We start from the raw sequence: 22739 nt of genomic DNA on the forward strand, positions 1-22739 counted from the left end.
TATTTGGTGGAGCCGGGGGGATTTGAACCCCCGTCCGCCAGTACTCCGCTGTCGGTACTACATGCGTAGCCGTTTCTATTAAGTTAACCCTCAGCGACCCGAAGGGCAGGGTGCTTTGGGCGAGTTGTGTAAGTTTTAGCCGCTTCGTCCACAACGTACTGCACGGCGATTCTGTTCTATATGACAATCACTTTGGGTTTACAGACATCCCCTGATGATTGCTGGACCCGAAGGTACCAGGAGGGAAGGGCTAAGGCTGCTTACGCAGCGAGAGCGTATTCCCCGTAGGTTTCGTCATTGGCAACTATAAGAAGTTGCAACAGTGGATTTACGAGTTCTGTTACCAACTCGGCATGCACCTAAAGTTTCGCAACCGGCGTCGAATCCTAAACGGCCCCGTGCTTGTAACTCGTTGTTTCTTAGTGAGTGACAAGCCTGTGCAGTGTACGTCAATCGGTCACAGAAGGCCAACCCGAAGGTTGGCCTTGGGCAATCAGCGGGTTACTGATTGCCGCCTTTGTCCGTGTCTTGCAGGCTTTGCAGGGCCTTGGAGGTGATCTCGATGCATTTCTTGTCATCGCCTGCCGCATGGGCCGCTTTGGCCTGGGAAACGGCGGTGTCGATTTCGCCGGATTTGCCGCTGGTGTCGGTGGCGAGCAACGCTTTACCGTTGTTGATTTTGTCCAGGTTGATTTGGCACAGATCGTCTTTTGTTCCGGCTGCAAACGCGGGGGAGGCCAGCATCGCAGCGGTAATGAACAAACCAGCAAGAGCGGAACGCTTCATGGGTATCTCCTTGTGCAAATAGGGCTCGATGCTGCCGGTTTTCCGTGCAGCCAGCGAGGTCACTGATGAGCCTCGTTTGTCGAGGCCTATGCAGATGACTACGCCAGCGCGCAGGGGTTCTGTTTTGTCGCTGGATTAGTCGAAAAACCCCTGAATCATTGGCTTTTTGCACCCAAACAGGGCGGCGTTAGTGGGCGCGCGCCTGGGTAACCCGATCCACCAAGTACACCAGGCCGTGGTAATCAATGCCGCCATATTGCGTCAGACCAATCTCACACGTGCGGCTGGTGGAGATGCCTTCGCTGCAATGCTGCACGGCGTCCTTCAGGCTGCGCAGTGAGTGGGCATTCAGCTCCGGCGTGGTGAAGCCCTTGTCGCCGGCAAAACCACAGCAGTGAATGCCTTCAGGGATCACCACGGTTTTGCTGCAACGCCTGGCCAGGTCGATCAACGCCTGGCTTTCTCCCAGGTGTTGGGTGCTGCAGGTGACGTGCACGGCGATCGGGGCTTCCTGGGGGGTGAAGTCGAGGCGGTCCATCAGGTGGGTGCGGATAAAACGCACCGGGTCGTAGAGGTCGAGGCGGGTTTCGGCCAGGTCCTGCACCAGGCGCAGGGTGCACGGGCTGGTGTCGCAGTAGATCGGGTCGAGGCCGCCGCGGCTGGCGTGGAGCAGGGCGCCGATCAGTTCCTGGCGTTTGTGTTCGGCTTGTTCGGCGTAACCTTTGGACGCAAAAGGTTGGCCGCAGCAGAGGTTGTCCTGGTTGTCGGGAAAGACGACCTGGTAACCGGCTTTTTCCAGCAGGCCGCGGGTTTTGTCGTACAGCGACATCTGTTCCTTGTCACCGGCTGCCGGCCCCATTGCGCGTGATACGCAGGCGGCGAGGTACACCACTCGTGGTCGCTCATCGTTCACGGCGGGGCTGAAGCGAATGGCTTTTTCCGGCTGCGGCATGGCGTTGGTCCACTGGGGGATTTGCCCCTTGGACAGCTTGGTCACCGTGGCCGAGAGCTTTGCCAGCCGTGGAGCGCCCAGCAGCATGCGCGCACCGTTGGCTACGTGCAGCGTGAAGCGCGCGCCTTGCAAGGCGGTGGCGAAATGCGTCGACAGCCATTCGGCGGTTTTCGTACGGTCGGCGTCGCGGCTGCGTAGCTTTTTCACCAGGTCGCCGGTATTGATTCCTACCGGACAGCGTTGGGCGCAAAGCCCGGTGGCTGCGCAGGTGTCGATGCCTTGGTATTGATAGGCCGCTTCCAGTTCAGTGGTGTCGACGCCGGCGCGTTTCCTGGCCTGTATATCGCGCCAGATCACAATGCGCTGGCGCGGGCTGAGGGTGAATCCTTTCGACGGGCAAACCGGTTCGCAGAAGCCGCACTCGATACACTTATCCACAAGCTCGTCGGCGGCGGGCAGCGGTTTGAGGTGTTTGAGGTGGATTTGCGGGTCTTCGCTGAGTACCACGTCCGGGTTGAGAATACCGTTGGGGTCGAGCAGGCGCTTGAGCTGCCACATCAACTGGTAGGCATCGCTGCCCCATTCCAGTTCGACGAAGGGCGCCATGTTGCGACCGGTGCCGTGCTCAGCCTTCAGCGAACCGCCAAATTCGACGGCTACCAACTGGGCAACGTCGTCCATGAACGCCTGGTAGCGTGCGACTTCTTCTGCGCTGTTGAAGCCTTGGGTGAACACGAAGTGCAGATTGCCCTCAAGGGCATGTCCGAAAAGGATCGCTTCGTCGTAGTGATGTTTATCGAACAGCTCGATGAGGCGGTTTACGCCGATGGCCAGTTGTTCCACCGGGAAGGTCACGTCTTCGATGATCACGGTGGTGCCGGTTTTACGCACGGCGCCCACGGCGGGGAAGGTGTCTTTGCGGATCGCCCACAGGCGGGCGTTTTCCACCGGATCTTCCGTGAAGTCGACCTGTTTCTCCACCGGGAAGCTGGCGAGGGACGCCATGATCAGCGCCAGTTGCTTGTGCAACAGTGAGGGCGAGGCGGCGCGGGATTCGATCAGCAGGGCGCAGGCATTTTCCGACAGTTGTTGTACGAAAGCCGGCATGCCGGGTTTGTCCTGCACCGAGCGCATGCTGCGCCGGTCCAGCAGTTCAACCGCTGAAACGGGTTGGGTTTTGAGTACGGTCACTGCGTTGCAGCAGGTTTCCACATCAGGGAACACGATCAGGGCCGAGGCTTTGTTCGGGTGATCGATCACCGTGTCGTAGGTCACTGCGCTGATAAAGCCCAGGGTGCCTTCGGAGCCCACCAGCAGGTGGCTGAGGATATCCAGCGGCTCGTCGAAATCCACCAGGGCGTTGAGTGACAACCCGGTGGTATTTTTCAGACGGTATTTGTGGCGGATTTTTGCAGCCAGTTCGGCGTTGGCCCGCGTTTCGCGGCCCAGTGTTGCCAGGCGTTCGAGCAGGTCGCCGTGACGCTGGCGAAAGGCCGAAACACTGGCCGGGTCTTCTGTGTCCAGGCGGCTGCCGTCGGCCAGTACCAGGCGAATGCCTGCCAGGGTGTGATAGGTGTTCTGCGCCGTGCCACAGCACATGCCGCTGGCATTGTTGGCGACGATGCCGCCGATCTTGCAGGCATTGATCGAGGCCGGGTCCGGCCCGATCTTGCGTCCGAAAGGTGCCAGCCACGCATTGGCCTGGGCGCCGATCACGCCGGGTTGCAGGCGGATTTGCGTGCCTTGGCCGCGAATTTCGCGGCCGTTCCAATTGTCCCCCAGCACGATCAACACCGAGTCGCTGATGGCCTGCCCGGAGAGGCTGGTGCCCGCCGCGCGAAAGGTCACCGGCACGCGGTCGCGCTGGGCCAGTTGCAACAGGGCCACCACTTCGTCTTCCGATTCAACGCGGACTACCAACTGTGGGATCAGTCGGTAAAAACTGGCGTCGGTGCCGAAGGCGAGGGTGGAAAGTGGATCGTCGAAGCGACGATCTTTCGGGATCAGTTGTGCGGCGTCGCTCAGAAAGGCAGCAGGCAGGCTCATCGGTCCTCCAGAAATAGCAGACGCCGGAATCGCTGCCCGGCGTCGGTTCTTACCCTATTACACGCAGGTCTCAGTGCACCAGCATGCCGGTGAACCAGTAGGCCTGGGCCAAGGTGATCAGCCCGACAATCGTCGCGAAAAACAGGCTGTGCTTGAGGGTGAAGCGGAACAGGTCGGATTCCTTGCCCACCAGGCCAGTTGCGGCGCACGCCACGGCGATCGACTGCGGCGAGATCATCTTGCCGGTCACGCCGCCGCTGGTGTTCGCCGCCACCAGCAAGACGTCGTTGACGCCGATCTGGTGGGCGGTGGTGGCTTGCAGCGAGCTGAACAGGGCGTTGGACGAAGTGTCGGAGCCGGTCAGAAACACCCCGAGCCAGCCAAGGAATGGCGAGAAGAACGGGAATGCCGAGCCGGTGGCGGCGAGCACCAGGGCCATGGTCGACGACATGCCGGAATAGTTGGTGACGAAGGCGAAGGCCAGCACCATGCCGATGGACAGGATCGGCCAGCGCAGTTCATAGAAGGTTTCTTTCAAGGTGGTCAGACCAGTTTTGAAATCGATCTTCAGCACCAGCATCGATACCAGGGCGGAGAAGAAAATCGCCGTACCGGTCGCGGAAATCGGGTCAAGCTTGAACACTGCCGGAATTGCCGTTGGCGCAGCAACGATCGGCGCAACCTTGATCACCAGTTGGTCCAGGTGCGGGATCGCGAAATTGAACACCGAGCTGTACATCGCGCCGCCCGCGGCGAACAGCGCCTTGAATGGCTTGAGGGTCCAGATGGTGACGAGCACGGTCAGGATCAGGAACGGTGACCAGGCCTTGAAAATCTGCCCCAGGCTGTAAGGCGAGGCCAGGGTGTTGCGAGGCAGGCCAAAACCACCGGCGCTGGCGGTGACGGCAGTGCCGGACGTCGCGCCGGCAATTTGCGCATTGGCGCTGCGCTTGGGCTGCCAGACTTTCAGGAACAGGGTCAGGGAAATCAGACTGGCCAGGGCCGAGGTGATGTCTGGCAGTTCCGGGCCGATGAAGTTCGAGGTGAAGAACTGGGTAACGGCAAAGCTCAGGCCTGCGACCAGTGCGGCTGGCCAGGTTTCTCTGACGCCACGCAGACCGTCCATCATGAACACCAGCCAGAACGGTACGAACAACGACAGCAGCGGCAATTGGCGACCGGCCATGGCGCCAATCTTGAACGCATCGATGCCGGTCACTTGCCCTGCCACGATGATCGGAATCCCCAGTGCGCCGAACGCTACAGGGGCGGTGTTGGCAATCAGGCACAGGCCGGCGGCGTACAGAGGGTTGAAACCCAGTCCTACCAGCAGTGCGGCGGTAATCGCCACCGGTGCACCGAAACCGGCGGCGCCTTCCAGGAACGCGCCGAAGCAGAAGCCGATCAACAGCACCTGCAGGCGCTGGTCGTCGGTAATCGACAGCACGGAGCTGCGGATGATTTCGAACTGGCCGCTTTTGACGGTCAGTTTGTAGAGGAATACGGCGGCGACGATGATCCAGGCGATTGGCCACAGGCCGTAGGCAAAGCCATAACCGGCGGCGGCGAGCGCCATGTCGACCGGCATCTGGAAGGCAAAGATCGCTACCAGGATCGAGAGTGCCAAGGTGATGCTGCCCGCAACGTGGCCTTTGAGGCGAAACACCGCCAGGGCCAGGAAGAAAAATACGATGGGAATAACGGCGGCCAGTGCGGACAGGCCGAGGCTGCCGAGCGGGCTGTAGAGCTGTTGCCAGGTTTGCATATGGGGTGGCCCCTAATTGTTGTTGGTCAGGCACTGCTTTAGTGATTTGGGTAATTGGTATTACCAATTTACAATCACCGTTGGCTAGGTTAAGAGTCTTCAGGGGGATGTGTCAATTTGCCGCTTGTGAATCTTTGGTCGTAGGCGGGCGCGGGCAGGTGCTGATCGGCTGAAACGAGGGCGTTCTGATAGGTGCCGGATGGGCTGCGATAGGCCAGAATAGGGGCCCCGGCGAGTGGTCGGGATGGTGGAGAGTGAGTTATGGGGTTTGATCAGGTGCGTCAGCGCCGTTTGTCTGACGATATCGTCGAGCAGCTTGAGGGCATGATCCTTGAGGGCACGCTGAAGTCGGGCGAGCGCTTGCCGGCCGAGCGCGCACTGGCCGAGCAGTTCGGGGTGTCGCGTCCGTCGTTGCGTGAGGCGATCCAGAAGCTGGCGGCCAAAGGTCTGTTGGTCAGCCGTCAGGGCGGTGGCAATTATGTAGTGGAGTCGCTGGGTTCAACCTTCAGCGATCCGCTGCTGCACCTGTTGGAAAATAATCCCGAGGCTCAGCGTGATCTCCTGGAGTTTCGTCAGACCCTGGAAGCTTCGTGCGCGTATTACGCAGCGTTGCGCGCCACTGAGGTGGATCGCGAACGGCTCACTGCCGCTTTCGAAGAATTGCAGGATTGCTACACGCGATCAGATGAAGTGAGCCGTGCGGAAGAGGGCGCGGCGGATGCGAGGTTTCACCTGGCCATCGCCGAGGCCAGTCATAACGCAGTATTGCTGCACACCATTCGCGGCCTGTTCGACCTGCTCAAGCGCAACGTGGTGACCAACATTGGTGGCATGTATCAGCAGCGTACGGAGACCCGGGACATGCTGATCAATCAGCATCGTGACCTGTACCTGGCGATTATCGAGGGGCGTGCCGAGCAGGCGCGGGAAGTCTCAACACGTCACCTGCTGTATGTGCAGGAAGTGCTGGAGGAAGTGCGTCAGGAGGTTCAGCGCATGGCCCGGGCGGAGCGGCGCAAGGGAATGTAGCGATTGTTGTGGCTGAGGGAGCGGGCTCCCTCGGCCACATCAAGTCACAAGAAAGTCAGTCTTCCTTGCCCTTGTTACGCACGGCACGCTGCAATTCCCGGTTGGAATCGCGTTCGCGCTCGGTGTCGCGCTTGTCGTATTCCTTCTTGCCCTTGCCCAGCGCGATCTCGCACTTGACCAGGTGCTTGCTCCAGTACCACGACAGGCAGACACAGGCGTAGCCCTTTTGCTGCACGGCGGCGTGGAGCTTTTCCAGTTCGCGGGCATTGAGCAGCAGCTTGCGCGTGCGCACCGGGTCGGCAATCACGTGGGTGCTGGCGGTCATCAACGGCGTGATATGACTGCCGAGCAGCCATGCCTCACCGTCTTTGAGCAGCACATAACTGTCGACCAGTTGCAGCTTGCTGGCGCGCAGACTTTTTACTTCCCAGCCGGCCAGGACCAGACCAGCCTCGAACCGATGTTCGATGAAGTAATCGTGTCGCGCCTTTTTATTTTGCGCGATGGTCCCTGTTGGGTGTTTCTTTTGTTTAGCCATAGGGGCGGCATTATAGGGAGTTGCGAGCGCGTCGGCTACGGTCAACCTGCGTGCTTGAGCGTGTTGAATGAATCCCGGACAATGCAGGCTGGTTTTAGATTTTTTTCTTTCGCGAATCCTGTTGTCCTTTCGCGATGTTTGCCGCTCAGCTGTGGAAATAACGCTCACATGACGACGCATATTCAACGTTCGGCCCTGCTGCCTTACCCGGCGCAGGCGCTCTATGACCTGGTCAACGACGTGGCGCGTTACCCGGAGTTCCTGCCTTGGTGTTCGACTGCCGAGGTGTTGGAGAGCAGTGATGAGCACATGGTTGCCAGCGTGGGGGTGGCGAAGGGCGGCTTGAGCCAGCACTTTGTCACGCGCAACACGCTGGTGCCCGGGCAGTCCATCGAGATGAATCTCGAAGAAGGCCCGTTCACTCAGTTGCATGGGGTGTGGGTGTTCAAGGCGCTGAACGAGAAGGCGTGCAAGATCAGCCTGGATTTGTCGTTCGATTATGCCGGCCCTATCGTGCGTGCCACCCTGGGGCCGCTGTTCAATCAAGCGGCCAATACCCTGGTGGACGCGTTCTGCCAACGCGCCAAGCAAATGCATGGCTGAGCCATTGGTTGAGGTCGAGGTGGTGTACGCCGCGGTGGATCGCCAGGTGTTGATGAGCCTGGCAGTAGCGGCGGGCACAAGCCTCAGGGCTGCTGTGCTGGGTTCGGGAATAGATGCGCAATTTCCGGAACTGGATCTGCAGGGTTGCCCTTTGGGGATCTTCGGTAAGGTGGTGGCGGACGCGGATGTTCGTCGTGTGCAGGCCGGAGATCGAATCGAGATCTATCGCCCATTGCTGGCCGACCCGATGGAGATACGCCGCTTGCGTGCGGCCAAGGCGGCCAAGGCAAAACAACAGAATTCTTAGCTTGCGAAACGGCAGGCAACAAAAAGCCCGGCATGCCGGGCTTTTTATCGAGCGTTGCAAACTTATTGCGGGCTGGCGTCCAGAGGTTCTGGAGTCGGCACCGGAACGGTTTGTACGCCGTCGACGCCTTTCTGGATCTCGTCCAGCAAGGAGCCAGGCTTGGCCGGTACTTCGGACTTGGGCTTCTCCTCGTTCTGCGCGGGCGCAGGGGCGGTGGTGCCGTTGTCCTTGCCCAGCAAGGCTTCATCGCGGCTTACGCCCGGTTTGAAGTCCCCCGACAGGCTGACGAGCTGGTCATTGCCATTGAAGATGACACTGACCCGCTCCTGCTGGCGTTCACCGCCACCAGGTTGGATGCTATAGAGATAATCCCAGCGATCGGCATGGAATGTGTCGGTCAGCAGGGGATTGCCCATGATAAACCGTACTTGCCGTCGGGTCATTCCCGGGCGTAACTGGTCTATCATGTCCTGCGTGACGACATTGCCCTGCTGGATGTCGATTTTGTAAACCCCGGGGAATGAACAACCGGCGAGTGCGAGCAGTCCCACAAAGGTGAAACTGGTTAGCAAGAGCTTGGTGTTTTGCATCGGTGGGCGACTTCCACTATCTTGGCTGGGACAACGTAAACGCCGATCATACCCGTATTAAGAGAAGCTGCGAAGCAGCATCCGCGAGAAAGCTAACCATGGTTGAAAATAGCGAACTACGCAAAGCCGGTCTTAAAGTGACTCTGCCACGAGTCAAGATTCTACAAATGCTCGATTCTGCTGAGCAGCGCCACATGAGTGCCGAGGATGTATACAAGGCACTGATGGAGTCTAACGAGGACGTCGGCCTGGCCACGGTTTACCGTGTACTGACCCAGTTTGAAGCAGCAGGACTGGTGGTTCGTCATAATTTCGACGGCGGTCATGCAGTGTTCGAATTGGCTGACGGCGGTCATCACGACCACATGGTTGACCTGGATACCAATGAGGTTATCGAGTTCACCAGTCCGGAAATCGAGAAGCTCCAGCACATGATCGCTGAGCAGCATGGATTCGATTTGGTGGATCACAACTTGGTTCTCTACATACGTAAGAAAAAGTAAGAAAGCTACGCAGATCCGCTCTGCGAAACGATCGAAGGCGACCCTAGGGTCGCCTTCGTGCTTTCTATAGAAAGAAAATGACCAGCAAGCAGGCCTCAGACCTTTGCGGTGACCACCATTTTCTTCGCGTGAGCCAAGGACTCCTTGGTCAGGTCGATGCCGCCGAGCATCCGCGCCACTTCTTCTACCCGTTCGGTCTTGTTCAGCTTGGACACGGCGGTATGGGTGGCATCGCTGCCCCTTACCTTGTGCACGAACAGGTGTTGATGCCCTTGGGCGGCCACTTGTGGCAAGTGGGTTACGGTCAGCACCTGGCCGCGATCGCCCAGCCGGCGCAAAAGCTGGCCAACAATCTCGGCCGTCGGGCCGCCGATCCCCACGTCCACTTCATCGAATACCAGTGTCGGCACGCGTGAGGTCTGGGCGGTAATCACCTGGATCGCCAGGCTGATCCGTGACAGCTCGCCGCCGGACGCCACTTTAGCCAGTGCCTTGAGGGGTTGGCCCGGGTTTGCGCTGACCAGCAGTTCTACCTGCTCAAGGCCGTTGGGCAGCAGCTCGTTGCTGGTGTTGGTGTGCAGTTCGATGGTGAAGCGCCCGCCGGGCATGCCCAGGCGCTGGATTTCCTGCTCCACCGCGCTGGCCAGGCCGGTCGCAGCCTGATGGCGCAGATCGCTCAGCTCTCGGGCTTTCTCTTGATAATGGCGAGCAAAGGACGCCAGTTCTTCGCTCAAACGCTCGATGGACTCATCATTGGCATTCAGGGTTTCGATTTCATCCAGCAGTTTTTGCTGCATGGTTGCGACTTCGGTCGGCTGGATTCGGTGTTTGCGTGCCAGGGTGTAGATGGTGTCCAGGCGCTCTTCTATATCCTGCAGGCGTGCCGGGTCGGCATCGAAGTGGTCGAGGAAGCGATTCAGCTCGCCCACGGCTTCCTCTACCTGGATTTGCGCGCTGGTCAGCAGCGTGGTGGCTTCATTCAGCGACCCGGAGGCGTTATTCACGCTGGAAAGCCGGTTGAGGCTCGCCGTCAGGGCATTGAGCACATTCCCGGAATCACTTTCACTGCACTGTTCCACCACTTGCCGGCAGATGCCCAGCAGGGTTTCTGCGTTGGTCAGGTTCTTGTGTTCCTGTTCCAGTTGCTCCAGTTCGGTCTCGCCGAGCCCCAGGCTTTCCAGTTCTTCCAGTTGATAGCTGAGCAGTTGGTGGCGGGCACGTTGCTCGTCGCCGGAGTTGGAGAGGCGCTCCAGCTCCTGGCGGGTTTGCCGCCAGCGCTGGGCGGCCAATTGCACCTGGCGCGCCAGATCGGTGGCGCCGGCGTATTCGTCGAGGAGCCGGCGATGGGTGTCGGTTTTCAGCAGGGATTGGTGTTCATGCTGGCTGTGGATGTCGATCAGCAGTTCGCCCAGGGCTTTCAAGTCGCCGAGGGGGCAGGGCGTGCCATTTATATAGCCACGGGAGCGCCCTTCGGCAGTGATCACCCGGCGCAGGATGCAGGGGCCTTCATTATTGAGGTCGCGCTCGGCAAGCCAGGCTTCGGCTTCCGGGATGTCCGCCAGGTCAAAGGTGGCGAGGATATCCGCCTTGTCGGCGCCCGGGCGTACCACGCCGCTGTCGGCGCGGTCGCCGAGGGTCAGACCCAGGGCGTCGAGCATTATCGACTTGCCGGCGCCGGTTTCGCCTGTGATTACGCTCATCCCGCGATCCAGTTCAAGATCCAGATGTTCAACGATGGCGTAGTTATGTACGGACAGGTGCACCAGCATGACGGCCGCTCCCAGGCTTTAGGTCTGGTTATTTATACAGTGTTTTGTTCTGGGGTGACAATCCTGATGCTTAGTCCGATTTGCTTGAATAGACGTCTTTTTAAGTGCGACAGGGAATGATCGGCAGGAATTGATCCAGGACAAGTGAAAGACTTTTGGTAACGCCTCAACCCTTGAACCTGAAAATTGTGGCCCCATATACCGGAACAGAAGCGCGAGTCGAGTTCGCGCATGATTTTGAAAGGAGAAATCTATGGCTGACGAACAGACGCAGGATACGCAAAATCCAGACGCCAACCAGGCAGCAGGTGAAGACCTGGCCGCTCGTGTACAAGTGCTCGAAGAGCAATTGGCAGGCGCACAGGATCAATCGTTGCGTGTTGCCGCCGATCTGCAGAACGTCCGCCGCCGCGCCGAGCAGGATGTAGAAAAAGCTCACAAATTCGCCCTGGAAAAATTTGCCGGTGATCTGTTGCCGATCATCGACAGCCTGGAGCGTGGCCTTGAGCTGTCCAACCCGGACGACGAAAACATCCGTCCAATGCGCGAAGGGATCGAACTGACCCTGAAAATGTTCCAGGACACCCTGAAGCGTTATCAGCTGGAAGCCATCGATCCGCAAGGCGGCGAGCCGTTCAATGCCGAGCATCATCAAGCGATGGCGATGCAGGAAAACGCTGATCTTGAGCCGAACAGCGTATTGAAGGTGTTCCAGAAGGGTTACCAGCTCAACGGTCGCTTGCTGCGCCCGGCAATGGTTGTGGTGAGCAAGGCTCCTGCACCTGTTGCACCTTCGATTGATGAGCAGGCTTGAAATAAGTCGTAACGGCCCCATCTATAAGTCAAGCGTTTAAGTACTGCCGCAGTTAGCCACCACTGCTGCGGCAACAAAATCTAAGTTTCGGGAGAGTAAATCATGGGCAAAATTATCGGTATCGACCTGGGGACTACCAACTCCTGCGTCTCCGTGCTGGAAAACGGCGTATCCAAAGTTATTGAAAACGCGGAAGGCGCACGTACCACCCCTTCCATCGTGGCTTATGCCAACGACGGCGAAATCCTGGTGGGCCAGTCCGCCAAGCGTCAGGCTGTGACCAATCCGCATAACACCCTGTACGCGGTGAAGCGTCTGATCGGTCGTAAGTTCGACGAAGAAGTCGTACAGAAAGACATCAAGATGGTCCCGTACAAAATCGCCAAGGCTGACAACGGTGACGCCTGGGTTGAAGTGAACGGCCAGAAAATGTCGCCGCCACAAATCTCGGCTGAAATCTTGAAAAAGATGAAGAAAACCGCCGAAGACTACCTCGGTGAAGCAGTGACTGAAGCGGTGATCACCGTTCCGGCCTACTTCAACGACAGCCAGCGCCAGGCGACCAAAGACGCCGGCCGTATTGCTGGCCTGGACGTAAAACGTATCATCAACGAACCCACCGCAGCCGCTCTGGCCTACGGTATGGACAAGGCCAAGGGCGACCACACCGTGATCGTTTACGACCTGGGTGGCGGTACCTTCGACGTTTCCGTGATCGAAATCGCTGAAGTCGATGGCGAGCACCAGTTCGAAGTGTTGGCCACCAACGGTGACACGTTCCTGGGCGGTGAAGACTTTGACATTCGTCTGATCGACTACCTCGTTGACGAATTCAAGAAAGAAAGCGGCATGAACCTCAAAGGTGACCCGCTGGCCATGCAGCGCCTGAAAGAAGCCGCTGAGAAAGCCAAGATCGAACTGTCTTCGAGCAATTCGACCGACGTGAACCTGCCGTACATCACTGCAGACGCTACCGGTCCGAAGCACTTGAACGTGAAAATCTCCCGCGCCAAGCTGGAAGCGCTGGTAGAAGACCTGGTTCAACGCACCATCGAGCCTTGCCGCATTGCGCTGAAAGACTCGGGTATCGACGTTGGCGCGATCAACGACGTGATCCTGGTAGGCGGTCAGACCCGTATGCCACTGGTTCAGAAGCTGGTTACCGAGTTCTTCGGTAAAGAAGCGCGTAAAGACGTGAACCCGGACGAAGCCGTTGCCATGGGTGCTGCCATCCAGGGCGCGGTATTGGCCGGCGACGTGAAAGACGTTCTGCTGCTGGACGTAAGCCCGCTGACCCTGGGTATCGAAACCATGGGTGGCGTGATGACTGCGCTGATCGAGAAAAACACCACGATTCCTACCAAGAAATCGCAGGTGTTCTCGACTGCCGACGACAACCAGGGCGCAGTGACCATTCACGTGCTGCAAGGTGAGCGTAAGCAAGCGGGTCAGAACAAGTCCCTGGGCAAGTTCGACCTGGCCGAGATTCCACCAGCACCACGTGGCGTGCCACAAATTGAAGTGACCTTCGACATCGACGCCAACGGCATCCTGCACGTAGGCGCCAAGGACAAGGCCACCGGCAAGACTCAGTCGATCGTGATCAAGGCTAACTCGGGTCTGTCCGAGGAAGAAATCCAGCAGATGATCCGTGATGCTGAAGCCAACGCCGACGAAGACCGCAAGTTCGAAGAGCTGGCCGCCGCCCGCAACCAGGGTGATGCACTGGTTCACTCGACTCGCAAAATGATCGCTGACGCTGGCGACAAAGTGACTGCCGAAGAGAAAACTGCAATCGAAGCCGCAGTAGTTGCCCTGGAAGCCGCTGTTAAAGGCGACGACAAGGCCGCTATCGAAGCCAAGGTTGAAGAACTGTCGAAAGTCTCTGCGCCAGTGGCTCAGAAAATGTACGCCGAACAAGGCCAGCCGGCTGACGGTGCTGCACACCAGGCAGAACCTGAAGCCAAGCACGACGACGTTGTCGATGCCGAGTTCGAAGAAGTAAAAGACCAGAAGTAACTTGGTCGCCCGGTTGACCGCTCACAAGCGGTGACTGGTAGGATGTCGCCGCGCGGGAGCTTGCTCCCGCGTTGGCGTGTCTGGGGTACGCGAATTTTTACAGCATGCGACAACGCTCGGATGCTGGCGGTGTGATCGGGAATGCTCCTGCTTTCCGGGCGACAGTCACCGCGTTTTTGGCCGGTTGCCGGCTGAAAGCAGTAACGACCAGGATCGTTGAATTGACGTGAGTTGGGTCCGGGCCTGTATTGGGGCTCAACGAGTTTGGCAAGGCTCAGGAGGGTTTTGCCGGACGTCCTTAAGAGTGCAAAGACTTATGGCAAAGCGTGACTATTACGAAGTGTTGGGTGTGGAGCGCGGCTCCAGCGAGGCGGACCTGAAAAAGGCTTACCGTCGCCTGGCGATGAAGCACCACCCGGACCGTAATCCGGATAACAAAGAATCCGAAGACCTGTTCAAAGAGGCCAACGAGGCCTACGAATGTCTGTGTGATCCAAACAAGCGTGCCGCTTACGATCAGTATGGCCATGCCGGCGTCGACCCGAGCATGGGTGGCGGCGGTGCCGGTTTTGGCGGTCAGAACTTCTCCGATATTTTCGGCGACGTGTTCAGCGACTTCTTTGGTGGCGGCCGTGGTGGCCAGCGTGGCGGCGCCCAGCGTGGCAGCGACCTGCGCTACACCCTGGAGCTGAACCTGGAAGAAGCGGTGCGCGGCACCAGCGTCAATATCCGCGTTCCGACGCTGGTCAACTGCAAGCCGTGCGACGGCTCGGGTGCCAAGAAAGGCTCCTCGCCGATCACTTGCCCGACTTGCGGCGGTATCGGCCAGGTGCGGATGCAGCAAGGTTTCTTCTCGGTGCAGCAAACCTGCCCGCGTTGCCATGGCCAGGGCAAGATCATTTCCGACCCGTGCGATTCGTGCCACGGCGAAGGGCGTGTCGAAGAGTACAAGACCCTCTCGGTGAAAGTGCCGGCGGGTGTTGATACCGGCGACCGCATTCGTCTGTCGGGCGAAGGCGAGGCGGGTACTCAGGGCGGCCCTACGGGCGACCTGTACGTGGTGATCAATGTGCGCGAGCACTCGATCTTCCAGCGCGACGGCAAGCATCTGTTCTGTGAAGTGCCGATCAGCTTTGTGGATGCGGCCTTGGGTGGCGAGCTTGAAATTCCGACGCTGGATGGTCGGGTCAAGCTCAAGATCCCTGAGGGTACGCAAACCGGCAAGCAGTTCCGTATTCGTGGCAAAGGCGTTGCGCCGGTGCGCGGTGGCGGTGCTGGTGACTTGATGTGCCGTGTGGCGGTAGAGACGCCGGTGAACCTGGGCCGTCGTCAGCGTGAATTGCTGGAAGAGTTCCGCAGTTCCCTGGCTGGCGATGACACCCATTCGCCAAAAACCACTGGTTGGTTCGAAGGCGTGAAGCGCTTCTTCGGCGACCTGTAAGGAAGTGAGTATGCGACGTATCGCGGTGATGGGCGCTGCCGGGCGCATGGGCAAGACTTTGGTTGAAGCCGTACAGGCACGCTCGCCGGCGTCCGGGCTTACGGCGGCGATTGTGCGCCCCGGCAGCACCTTGATTGGTGCGGATGCGGGTGAGTTGGCGTCCCTGGGGCGGATTGGCGTTTCGTTGTCCGGCAACCTCGAGCAGGTCGCCGACGAGTTCGACGTGCTGATCGACTTCACCCTGCCGGAGGTGATGCTGAAAAACCTGGCGTTCTGCCGTAAGGCGGGCAAGGCCATGGTGATCGGTACCACCGGTTTGAGTGCCGAGCAGAAGCAACTGCTGATGGAGGCGGGCAAGGACATTCCTATCGTGTTCGCCGCCAACTTCAGCGTCGGCGTCAACCTGTCGCTGAAGCTGCTCGACATGGCGGCGCGGGTGATGGGGGATGAGGCTGACATCGAGATCATCGAGACCCATCACCGGCACAAGATCGATGCGCCGTCGGGTACGGCGTTGCGCATGGGCGAGGCGATTGCCGATGCCCTTGGACGGGATCTGTCGAAGGTGGCCGTGTACGGTCGCGAAGGCCACACCGGTGCCCGTGCTCACGACACCATCGGTTTTGCCACCGTTCGCGGCGGTGATGTAGTGGGTGATCACACGGTGCTGTTCGCAACCGAGGGTGAGCGTCTTGAGATCACCCACAAGGCGTCGAGCCGCATGACGTTCGCCAAGGGTGCCGTACGTGCGGCGCTTTGGCTGGATGGGCGTGCGCCGGCCCTGTATGACATGCGCGACGTGCTGGATCTGCATTAAGAAGTAGCTAAAACGGGGCCTCAGGATTATTCTAAGGCCCCGTTTTTACCCGCTAGGCGACGTCCTGTCGCATTCCCCTGCCTTTAAGGCTCATTAGCGGTGGACCAAAAAAGCCTTTTTCTGTAAGCTACAGCTTTAGTGTGTCCACTAAAAGCGCGCAGAATAATTCGGTGAAGAAGCGGGGTGACGTGTCCATACGTCACTCCGCTTTTTTACAACCTGCGATCGCCCTTTCAGGCTTTATTTACGGGAGGTCTTCTTGACTAAGCCAGCCATACTCGCCCTTGCTGATGGCAGCATTTTTCGCGGCGAAGCCATTGGAGCCGACGGTCAGACCGTTGGAGAGGTGGTGTTCAACACCGCCATGACCGGCTATCAGGAAATCCTTACCGATCCTTCCTACGCCCAACAGATCGTTACCCTGACCTATCCGCACATCGGTAACACCGGTACTACACCGGAAGACGCCGAGTCTGATCGTGTCTGGTCGGCGGGTCTGGTAATTCGTGACCTGCCACTGGTTGCGAGCAACTGGCGTAACACGATGTCCCTGTCCGATTACCTGAAAGCCAACAACGTTGTGGCGATCGCCGGTATCGATACGCGTCGCCTGACCCGCATCCTGCGTGAAAAAGGCTCGCAGAACGGCTGCATCATGGCCGGTGACAACATCTCCGAAGAAGCGGCGATTGCGGCAGCCCAAGGTTTCCCTGGCCTGAAAGGCATGGACCTGGCGAAAGTCGTCAGCACCAAGGACACGTACGAGTGGCGCTCCACTGTCTGGGACTTAAAGACCGACAGCCACGCGACCATCGACGCTTGCGAACTGCCTTACCACGTCGTGGCCTACGACTACGGTATCAAGCACAACATCCTGCGCATGCTGGTCGAGCGCGGTTGCCGCGTGACCGTGGTGCCGGCGCAAACCCCGGCCAGTGACGTGCTGGCCTTGCAGCCGGACGGCGTATTCCTGTCCAACGGCCCGGGTGACCCCGAGCCTTGCGACTACGCCATCAAGGCCATCAAGGAAGTACTGGAAACCGAGATCCCGGTATTCGGTATCTGCCTCGGCCACCAGTTGCTCGCCCTGGCCTCCGGCGCCAAGACCCTGAAAATGGGCCACGGCCACCACGGTGCCAACCACCCGGTACAGGATCTGGACACGGGCGTCGTGATGATCACCAGCCAGAACCACGGTTTTGCGGTAGATGAAGCGACTCTGCCGGGCAACGTCCGGGCGATTCACAAGTCGCTGTTCGACGGCTCCCTGCAAGGCATCGAGCGCACCGACAAGAGCGCGTTCAGCTTCCAGGGCCACCCTGAAGCAAGCCCGGGCCCGAACGACGTAGCGCCGCTGTTCGACCGTTTCATCAATGAGATGGCCAAGCGACGCTAAGTGAGCGGCCTGAGGGTGGCCCGGGAAACCGGCGGCCCCCTCAGGCTCTTCAAAGATTGTTCAAGACGGCTTGCCGACTGACCTGCGGATTTGAGTGACAAACCCATGCCAAAACGTACAGACATAAAAAGCATCCTGATTCTCGGCGCTGGCCCGATCGTGATCGGCCAGGCCTGCGAATTCGACTACTCCGGCGCCCAGGCCTGTAAAGCCCTGCGCGAAGAGGGTTACCGCGTCATCCTGGTGAACTCCAACCCGGCCACCATCATGACCGACCCGGACATGGCCGACGCCACCTACATCGAGCCGATCAAGTGGCAGACCGTTGCCAAGATCATCGAGAAAGAGCGTCCGGACGCGCTGCTGCCAACCATGGGTGGCCAGACCGCCCTGAACTGCGCACTGGACCTGGAGCGCGAAGGCGTTCTGGAGAAGTTCGGCGTAGAGATGATCGGCGCCAATGCCGACACCATCGACAAGGCTGAAGACCGTTCGCGTTTCGACAAGGCCATGAAGTCCATCGGCCTTGACTGCCCGCGTTCCGGTATCGCCCACAGCATGGAAGAGGCCAACGCGGTTCTGGAACGCCTGGGCTTCCCGTGCATTATCCGTCCGTCCTTCACCATGGGCGGCACCGGTGGCGGTATCGCTTACAACCGTGAAGAGTTCGAAGAAATCTGCGCCCGCGGCCTGGACTTGTCTCCGACCAAAGAGCTGCTGATCGACGAATCCCTGATCGGCTGGAAAGAATATGAGATGGAGGTTGTCCGCGATAAGAAGGACAACTGCATCATCGTCTGCTCCATCGAAAACTTTGACCCAATGGGCGTGCACACCGGTGACTCGATCACTGTTGCGCCAGCACAGACCCTGACGGACAAGGAATACCAGATCATGCGTAACGCCTCTTTGGCGGTGCTGCGTGAGATTGGCGTGGAAACCGGTGGCTCCAACGTCCAGTTCGGCATCTGCCCGGACACCGGCCGCATGGTTGTGATCGAGATGAACCCGCGTGTATCGCGTTCTTCGGCGCTGGCATCGAAAGCTACCGGCTTCCCGATTGCGCGTATCGCCGCCAAGCTGGCGATCGGCTACACATTGGACGAGCTGCAGAACGAAATCACTGGCGGCGCGACGCCGGCATCCTTCGAGCCGTCGATCGACTACGTCGTCACCAAGCTGCCACGCTTCGCTTTCGAGAAATTCCCGAAAGCCGACGCCCGCCTGACCACTCAGATGAAGTCGGTTGGTGAAGTCATGGCCATCGGCCGGACCTTCCAGGAATCCCTGCAGAAAGCCCTGCGTGGCCTGGAAGTGGGCGTTTGCGGTCTGGACGAGAAACTCGACCTGAGCAACCCGGAAAGCATGAGCGTGCTCAAGCGCGAGCTGACCGTGCCGGGCGCCGAGCGTATCTGGTACGTGGCTGACGCCTTCCGCGCCGGCATGACCGTCGAAGATATTTTCTGCATGAACATGATCGACCCGTGGTTCCTGGTGCAGATCGAAGATCTGATCAAGGAAGAAGAGAAGGTCAAGACCCTCGGTCTGTCCTCTATCGACCGCGACCTGATGTTCCGCCTCAAGCGCAAAGGCTTCTCCGACATGCGCCTGGCCAAGCTGCTGGGTGTGACCGAGAAGAACCTGCGCACGCATCGTCACAAGCTGGATATCTTCCCGGTCTACAAGCGCGTCGATACCTGTGCGGCCGAGTTCGCCACCGACACCGCGTACATGTACTCCACCTACGAGGAAGAGTGCGAAGCCGCGCCGTCGGGCCGCGACAAGATCATGATCCTGGGTGGCGGTCCAAACCGTATCGGCCAAGGCATCGAGTTCGATTATTGCTGCGTACACGCCGCTCTCGCCCTGCGCGAAGACGGGTACGAGACCATTATGGTCAACTGCAACCCGGAAACTGTTTCCACTGACTACGACACTTCCGACCGTCTGTACTTCGAGCCGGTAACGCTGGAAGACGTGCTGGAAATCTGCCGCGTCGAGAAGCCAAAAGGCGTGATCGTCCAGTACGGCGGCCAAACCCCGTTGAAACTGGCTCGCGCACTCGAAGCCGCTGGCGTGCCGATCATCGGTACCAGCCCTGACGCTATCGACCGTGCTGAAGACCGTGAGCGCTTCCAGCAGATGGTTGAGCGTCTGAACCTGCGTCAGCCGCCAAACGCCACCGTGCGCAGTGAAGACGAAGCGATCCGCGCAGCCAGCAAGATTGGTTACCCGCTGGTGGTGCGTCCGTCCTACGTACTGGGCGGTCGGGCGATGGAAATCGTCTACGAAGAAGACGAACTCAAGCGTTACCTGCGTGATGCGGTGAAAGTGTCCAACGACAGCCCGGTGCTGCTGGACCACTTCCTCAACTGCGCCATCGAGATGGACGTGGATGCGGTCTGTGACGGCACCGACGTGGTGATCGGCGCGATCATGCAGCACATCGAACAGGCTGGTGTTCACTCCGGTGACTCCGCTTGCTCGCTGCCGCCGTACTCGCTGCCGGCGCACATCCAGGACGAGATGCGCGAACAGGTCAAGAAAATGGCCCTGGAGCTGGGTGTGATTGGCCTGATGAACGTACAGTTGGCGCTGCAAGGCGAAGACATCTACGTCATCGAAGTCAACCCGCGCGCCTCGCGTACCGTGCCATTTGTTTCCAAGTGCATCGGTGTTTCCCTGGCGATGATTGCCGCCCGTGTGATGGCCGGTAAGACCTTGAAGGAAATCGGCTTCACCAAGGAAATCATTCCGAACTTCTACAGCGTGAAAGAGGCGGTGTTCCCATTCGCCAAATTCCCTGGTGTGGACCCGATCCTGGGCCCAGAGATGAAGTCCACCGGTGAAGTGATGGGCGTGGGCGATACCTTCGGTGAGGCGTTCGCCAAGGCCCAGATGGGCGCCAGCGAAGTGCTGCCGACCGGTGGTACTGCCTTCATCAGCGTGCGTGATGATGACAAGCCACTGGTTGCAGGCGTGGCCCGTGATCTGATCAACTTGGGTTTCGAAGTCGTGGCCACTGCCGGGACCGCCAAGCTGATCGAGGCTGCCGGCCTGAAAGTGCGTCGCGTGAACAAGGTGACGGAAGGCCGTCCACACGTGGTCGACATGATCAAGAATGACGAAGTCACTCTGATCATCAACACCACCGAAGGTCGCCAGTCGATCGCGGACTCCTACTCCATTCGTCGTAACGCCTTGCAGCACAAGATCTACTGCACCACCACCATTGCTGCTGGCGAAGCTATCTGCGAAGCGCTCAAGTTCGGTCCTGAAAAAACCGTGCGTCGCTTGCAGGATCTACATGCAGGATTGAAGGCATGATCAAATACCCAATGACCGTCCAGGGCGCAAAAGCCCTGGAAGAAGAGCACGCCCACCTGACCAAGGTCGTCCGTCCGAAGCTGAGCCAGGACATCGGTACGGCCCGGGAATTGGGTGACCTGAAGGAAAACGCTGAATACCATGCTGCCCGCGAGCAGCAAGGTATGGTCGAGGCGCGGATCCGTGATATCGAAGGCCGCCTGCAGAACTCGGTGGTTATCGACGTCACGACCATTCCGAAGACCGGCAAGGTGATTTTCGGCACCACCGTGGAAATCGCCAACGTCGAGACTGACGAAAGCGTGGTTTACCACATCGTGGGTGAAGACGAGGCCGACTTCAAACTCGGCAAGATCTCCGTCGGTTCGCCGCTGGCCCGCGCCTTGATTGCCAAGGAAGAGGGTGACGTGGTGGCCGTCAAGACGCCTGGTGGCGTGATCGAGTACGAGATTGTCGAAGTTCGTCACATCTGAAAGACGGCGCCCGCTTCGTGCGGGCGCCATGCTTTGGCAGTTTGCCCAGATGCTTTGGGTTGGCGGCCTATGGCTGTTGCATATTGGTGTACTGCCGGCGCTGGGCCTGATTGGTCTGGCACCGTTGCTGATCGATGAGTTCAGCGGATTATTAAGCGCGTTGCTGGTGGGTTTTGCGGCGGCGTGCGTAACGCTTCAGGCGCTGGTGCTGATCAAGGCCGAAGGCTTGGGGAGTTTGTGGCGGGATATTCGCGGGCAACTGCTGTTGATGGCGCTGTATGCGTGCGCAATGTTTTGCGTGGTACGCATCTTTCTGCCGGAAGCGTTGCGCTGGCAGCTGTTCAGCTATCTTGTGCTAGGGTTTTCCGGGTTGGTGCTGGTTGTTCAGCCGGTGCCGGGATGGAGTGGCAGGGCGTGCGAAGCACGCCCGTGACCCTTGTTTCACTTGAAGCGGTGTACGTTCGACAGTTGCTTGTTGGCGCTGAAGTTCTTGCGATACAGCAGTGCCATCTTGCCGATGACCTGAACCAGGTCCGCCTTGCCAACCTTGCACAGTTCTGCAATGGCTGCCAGGCGCGCCTCGCGATCAAGGATGCTGACCTTGATCTTGATCAGCTCGTGATCGCCCAATGCGCGTTCAAGTTCGGCTAACACACCTTCAGTCAAACCGTTGTCAGCCACAATCAAAACTGGTTTCAGATGGTGGCCAATGGATTTGTACTGTTTCTTCTGCTCTTGAGTGAGCGGCATAATCTGACCCCTGCGTCTGATCTTGTAAAAAGCGGCGGCCAGTTTACCCGAGCGAGTCCGGGACCGCCCAGTTAATCACGACCCGTTTTATTTTCGAGGTGGCCCGTGGCCCGTTCCAAAACTAGCCTTAAGTGGCTGCAAGAGCATTTCAACGATCCTTACGTCAAAATGGCGCAAAAGGATGGCTACCGTTCCCGGGCCAGCTACAAGCTGCTGGAGATCCAGGAAAAGGACAAGTTGATCCGTCCTGGCATGAGCGTTATCGACCTTGGTGCCGCCCCGGGTGGCTGGTCCCAGGTGACCAGTCGTCTGATTGGTGGGCAAGGTCGTTTGATCGCTTCCGATATCCTGGAAATGGACAGCATCCCGGATGTGACCTTTGTTCATGGTGACTTTACCCAGGATGAAGTGCTGGCACAGATCCTCGAGGCGGTCGGAAATTCGCAGGTAGACCTTGTGATTTCCGATATGGCCCCCAATATGAGTGGATTACCAGCTGTTGATATGCCGCGAGCCATGTTCCTCTGCGAATTGGCACTGGATCTGGCGGGACGGGTACTACGTCCGGGTGGTGACTTTCTGGTCAAGGTCTTCCAGGGTGAAGGCTTCGACGAGTATCACAAGAACATCCGCAAGCTGTTCGACAAGGTACAGACACGCAAGCCTGACTCTTCCCGAGACAGGTCTCGCGAGCAGTATTTGCTGGGTCGTGGTTTCCGTGGCATTGAAGGCGCTGCCAGTGAAGAGCGTTTTTGAGGAATTTGACGGAGGCGATAGGTTTTTTTATATCGCTTTCGTCACGAAGCTTTACGAA

Annotated in this window: 20 protein-coding genes and 1 other RNA gene; 13 read left to right on the top strand and 8 right to left on the bottom strand. The window is 58.8% G+C overall.

The genetic code is table 11. The features are described from left to right. Nucleotides 1-4 precede the first annotated feature (4 nt). From ssrA to M2400_RS14830, 4 genes are all read right to left on the bottom strand, one after another. Nucleotides 5-398: a transfer-messenger RNA gene (gene ssrA / locus M2400_RS14815) on the bottom strand. A 103-nt stretch (nt 399-501) separates the two neighbouring features. Beyond that, nucleotides 502-786 carry a hypothetical protein gene (locus M2400_RS14820; protein ID WP_003212250.1) on the bottom strand — a complete coding sequence of 95 codons (285 nt, stop codon included), beginning with the start codon at nt 784-786 and terminating at the stop codon, nt 502-504. A 187-nt stretch (nt 787-973) separates the two neighbouring features. Further along, nucleotides 974-3784, bottom strand: coding sequence for an FAD-binding and (Fe-S)-binding domain-containing protein (locus M2400_RS14825; RefSeq protein ID WP_259196512.1), 2811 nt, complete (start codon nt 3782-3784; stop codon nt 974-976). 70 nt (nt 3785-3854) lie between these two features. Continuing rightward, nucleotides 3855-5549 (bottom strand): lactate permease LctP family transporter, encoded by a 1695-nt coding sequence (locus M2400_RS14830; protein WP_177042192.1) that lies wholly within the window; start codon nt 5547-5549, stop codon nt 3855-3857. A 261-nt stretch (nt 5550-5810) separates the two neighbouring features. Here M2400_RS14830 and M2400_RS14835 point away from each other — a divergent pair, with 261 nt between their 5' ends. Further along, nucleotides 5811-6578, top strand: a complete 768-nt coding sequence (locus M2400_RS14835) for an FCD domain-containing protein (RefSeq protein WP_177042194.1) — start codon at nt 5811-5813, stop codon at nt 6576-6578. A gap of 55 nt (nt 6579-6633) precedes the next feature. Here M2400_RS14835 and smpB read toward each other — a convergent pair whose 3' ends face one another. Further along, nucleotides 6634-7116, bottom strand: coding sequence for an SsrA-binding protein SmpB (smpB, locus tag M2400_RS14840; protein ID WP_003212238.1), 483 nt, complete (start codon nt 7114-7116; stop codon nt 6634-6636). A gap of 168 nt (nt 7117-7284) precedes the next feature. On the opposite strand from smpB, the gene M2400_RS14845 reads away from it, so the two are divergent. Together M2400_RS14845 and M2400_RS14850 are read left to right on the top strand one after the other, a co-directional pair. Beyond that, the gene (locus M2400_RS14845; RefSeq protein WP_003212236.1) at nt 7285-7719 is read left to right on the top strand and encodes a type II toxin-antitoxin system RatA family toxin; all 435 of its coding nucleotides are present in this window, start codon (nt 7285-7287) and stop codon (nt 7717-7719) included. Beyond that, on the top strand, nt 7712-8026 hold the full coding sequence (locus M2400_RS14850; protein WP_259196519.1) for an RnfH family protein: 315 nt from the start codon (nt 7712-7714) through the stop codon (nt 8024-8026). The genes M2400_RS14845 and M2400_RS14850 overlap by 8 nt, the downstream gene beginning before the upstream one ends. A gap of 62 nt (nt 8027-8088) precedes the next feature. On the opposite strand, the gene M2400_RS14855 is transcribed toward M2400_RS14850, so the two are convergent. Further along, nucleotides 8089-8616 (bottom strand): outer membrane protein assembly factor BamE, encoded by a 528-nt coding sequence (locus M2400_RS14855; protein WP_003212232.1) that lies wholly within the window; start codon nt 8614-8616, stop codon nt 8089-8091. Nucleotides 8617-8714: 98 nt separating this feature from the next. On the opposite strand from M2400_RS14855, the gene fur reads away from it, so the two are divergent. Beyond that, nucleotides 8715-9119: a ferric iron uptake transcriptional regulator gene (gene fur / locus M2400_RS14860; RefSeq protein WP_003212228.1), complete on the top strand. Its 405-nt coding sequence runs from the start codon at nt 8715-8717 to the stop codon at nt 9117-9119. A gap of 95 nt (nt 9120-9214) precedes the next feature. Here the strand turns inward: fur and recN are convergent, their stop codons facing one another. After that, entirely contained in the window at nt 9215-10888 is a 1674-nt protein-coding gene (gene recN / locus M2400_RS14865) for a DNA repair protein RecN (RefSeq protein ID WP_177078870.1), read from the bottom strand. 253 nt (nt 10889-11141) lie between these two features. On the opposite strand from recN, the gene grpE reads away from it, so the two are divergent. The 8 genes from grpE (at nt 11142) to M2400_RS14905 (ending at nt 21608) form a co-directional block, all read left to right on the top strand. Next, nucleotides 11142-11702: a nucleotide exchange factor GrpE gene (grpE, locus tag M2400_RS14870; protein WP_003212224.1), complete on the top strand. Its 561-nt coding sequence runs from the start codon at nt 11142-11144 to the stop codon at nt 11700-11702. A gap of 102 nt (nt 11703-11804) precedes the next feature. Beyond that, nucleotides 11805-13721, top strand: a complete 1917-nt coding sequence (gene dnaK / locus M2400_RS14875; RefSeq protein ID WP_003212222.1) for a molecular chaperone DnaK — start codon at nt 11805-11807, stop codon at nt 13719-13721. A 316-nt stretch (nt 13722-14037) separates the two neighbouring features. Further along, nucleotides 14038-15162: a molecular chaperone DnaJ gene (dnaJ, locus tag M2400_RS14880; RefSeq protein ID WP_010174305.1), complete on the top strand. Its 1125-nt coding sequence runs from the start codon at nt 14038-14040 to the stop codon at nt 15160-15162. Nucleotides 15163-15172: 10 nt separating this feature from the next. Continuing rightward, a complete protein-coding gene (dapB, locus tag M2400_RS14885; RefSeq protein ID WP_259196522.1) occupies nt 15173-15979 on the top strand; it encodes a 4-hydroxy-tetrahydrodipicolinate reductase in 807 nt (268 codons plus the stop codon). 259 nt (nt 15980-16238) lie between these two features. Continuing rightward, on the top strand, nt 16239-17375 hold the full coding sequence (carA, locus tag M2400_RS14890) for a glutamine-hydrolyzing carbamoyl-phosphate synthase small subunit (protein ID WP_177042202.1): 1137 nt from the start codon (nt 16239-16241) through the stop codon (nt 17373-17375). Between the two features lie 105 nt (nt 17376-17480). Beyond that, nucleotides 17481-20702 carry a carbamoyl-phosphate synthase large subunit gene (gene carB / locus M2400_RS14895; protein ID WP_259196523.1) on the top strand — a complete coding sequence of 1074 codons (3222 nt, stop codon included), beginning with the start codon at nt 17481-17483 and terminating at the stop codon, nt 20700-20702. Continuing rightward, nucleotides 20699-21175: a transcription elongation factor GreA gene (greA, locus tag M2400_RS14900; RefSeq protein ID WP_010174313.1), complete on the top strand. Its 477-nt coding sequence runs from the start codon at nt 20699-20701 to the stop codon at nt 21173-21175. The genes carB and greA overlap by 4 nt, the downstream gene beginning before the upstream one ends. A gap of 28 nt (nt 21176-21203) precedes the next feature. Then, nucleotides 21204-21608, top strand: coding sequence for an MFS transporter (locus tag M2400_RS14905; RefSeq protein ID WP_177078869.1), 405 nt, complete (start codon nt 21204-21206; stop codon nt 21606-21608). Nucleotides 21609-21616: 8 nt separating this feature from the next. On the opposite strand, the gene M2400_RS14910 is transcribed toward M2400_RS14905, so the two are convergent. Next, the gene (locus M2400_RS14910) at nt 21617-21925 is read right to left on the bottom strand and encodes a YhbY family RNA-binding protein (protein WP_177042205.1); all 309 of its coding nucleotides are present in this window, start codon (nt 21923-21925) and stop codon (nt 21617-21619) included. Nucleotides 21926-22030: 105 nt separating this feature from the next. Between M2400_RS14910 and rlmE the strand changes: the two genes are divergently transcribed. Beyond that, nucleotides 22031-22681, top strand: a complete 651-nt coding sequence (gene rlmE / locus M2400_RS14915) for a 23S rRNA (uridine(2552)-2'-O)-methyltransferase RlmE (protein WP_003212203.1) — start codon at nt 22031-22033, stop codon at nt 22679-22681. The last annotated feature ends 58 nt before the right edge of the window (nt 22682-22739 follow it).

Source organism: Pseudomonas sp. BIGb0558, from assembly GCF_024807515.1.
GTDB classification, from domain to species: Bacteria; Pseudomonadota; Gammaproteobacteria; order Pseudomonadales; family Pseudomonadaceae; genus Aquipseudomonas; species Aquipseudomonas yamanorum_A.

Bases quoted from the DNA above. Each gene is read 5' to 3' on its own strand.
- greA (WP_010174313.1), top strand. From the start codon at position 20,699: ATGATCAAATACCCAATGACCGTCCAGGGCGCAAAAGCCCTGGAAGAA.
- M2400_RS14830 (WP_177042192.1), bottom strand. From the start codon at position 5,549: ATGCAAACCTGGCAACAGCTCTACAGCCCGCTCGGCAGCCTCGGCCTG.
- fur (WP_003212228.1), top strand. From the start codon at position 8,715: ATGGTTGAAAATAGCGAACTACGCAAAGCCGGTCTTAAAGTGACTCTG.
- M2400_RS14845 (WP_003212236.1), top strand. From the start codon at position 7,285: ATGACGACGCATATTCAACGTTCGGCCCTGCTGCCTTACCCGGCGCAG.
- carB (WP_259196523.1), top strand. From the start codon at position 17,481: ATGCCAAAACGTACAGACATAAAAAGCATCCTGATTCTCGGCGCTGGC.
- recN (WP_177078870.1), bottom strand. From the start codon at position 10,888: ATGCTGGTGCACCTGTCCGTACATAACTACGCCATCGTTGAACATCTG.
- M2400_RS14820 (WP_003212250.1), bottom strand. From the start codon at position 786: ATGAAGCGTTCCGCTCTTGCTGGTTTGTTCATTACCGCTGCGATGCTG.
- M2400_RS14850 (WP_259196519.1), top strand. From the start codon at position 7,712: ATGGCTGAGCCATTGGTTGAGGTCGAGGTGGTGTACGCCGCGGTGGAT.
- M2400_RS14855 (WP_003212232.1), bottom strand. From the start codon at position 8,616: ATGCAAAACACCAAGCTCTTGCTAACCAGTTTCACCTTTGTGGGACTG.
- dnaK (WP_003212222.1), top strand. From the start codon at position 11,805: ATGGGCAAAATTATCGGTATCGACCTGGGGACTACCAACTCCTGCGTC.
- dnaJ (WP_010174305.1), top strand. From the start codon at position 14,038: ATGGCAAAGCGTGACTATTACGAAGTGTTGGGTGTGGAGCGCGGCTCC.
- M2400_RS14835 (WP_177042194.1), top strand. From the start codon at position 5,811: ATGGGGTTTGATCAGGTGCGTCAGCGCCGTTTGTCTGACGATATCGTC.
- smpB (WP_003212238.1), bottom strand. From the start codon at position 7,116: ATGGCTAAACAAAAGAAACACCCAACAGGGACCATCGCGCAAAATAAA.
- M2400_RS14910 (WP_177042205.1), bottom strand. From the start codon at position 21,925: ATGCCGCTCACTCAAGAGCAGAAGAAACAGTACAAATCCATTGGCCAC.
- grpE (WP_003212224.1), top strand. From the start codon at position 11,142: ATGGCTGACGAACAGACGCAGGATACGCAAAATCCAGACGCCAACCAG.
- M2400_RS14825 (WP_259196512.1), bottom strand. From the start codon at position 3,784: ATGAGCCTGCCTGCTGCCTTTCTGAGCGACGCCGCACAACTGATCCCG.
- M2400_RS14905 (WP_177078869.1), top strand. From the start codon at position 21,204: ATGCTTTGGCAGTTTGCCCAGATGCTTTGGGTTGGCGGCCTATGGCTG.
- dapB (WP_259196522.1), top strand. From the start codon at position 15,173: ATGCGACGTATCGCGGTGATGGGCGCTGCCGGGCGCATGGGCAAGACT.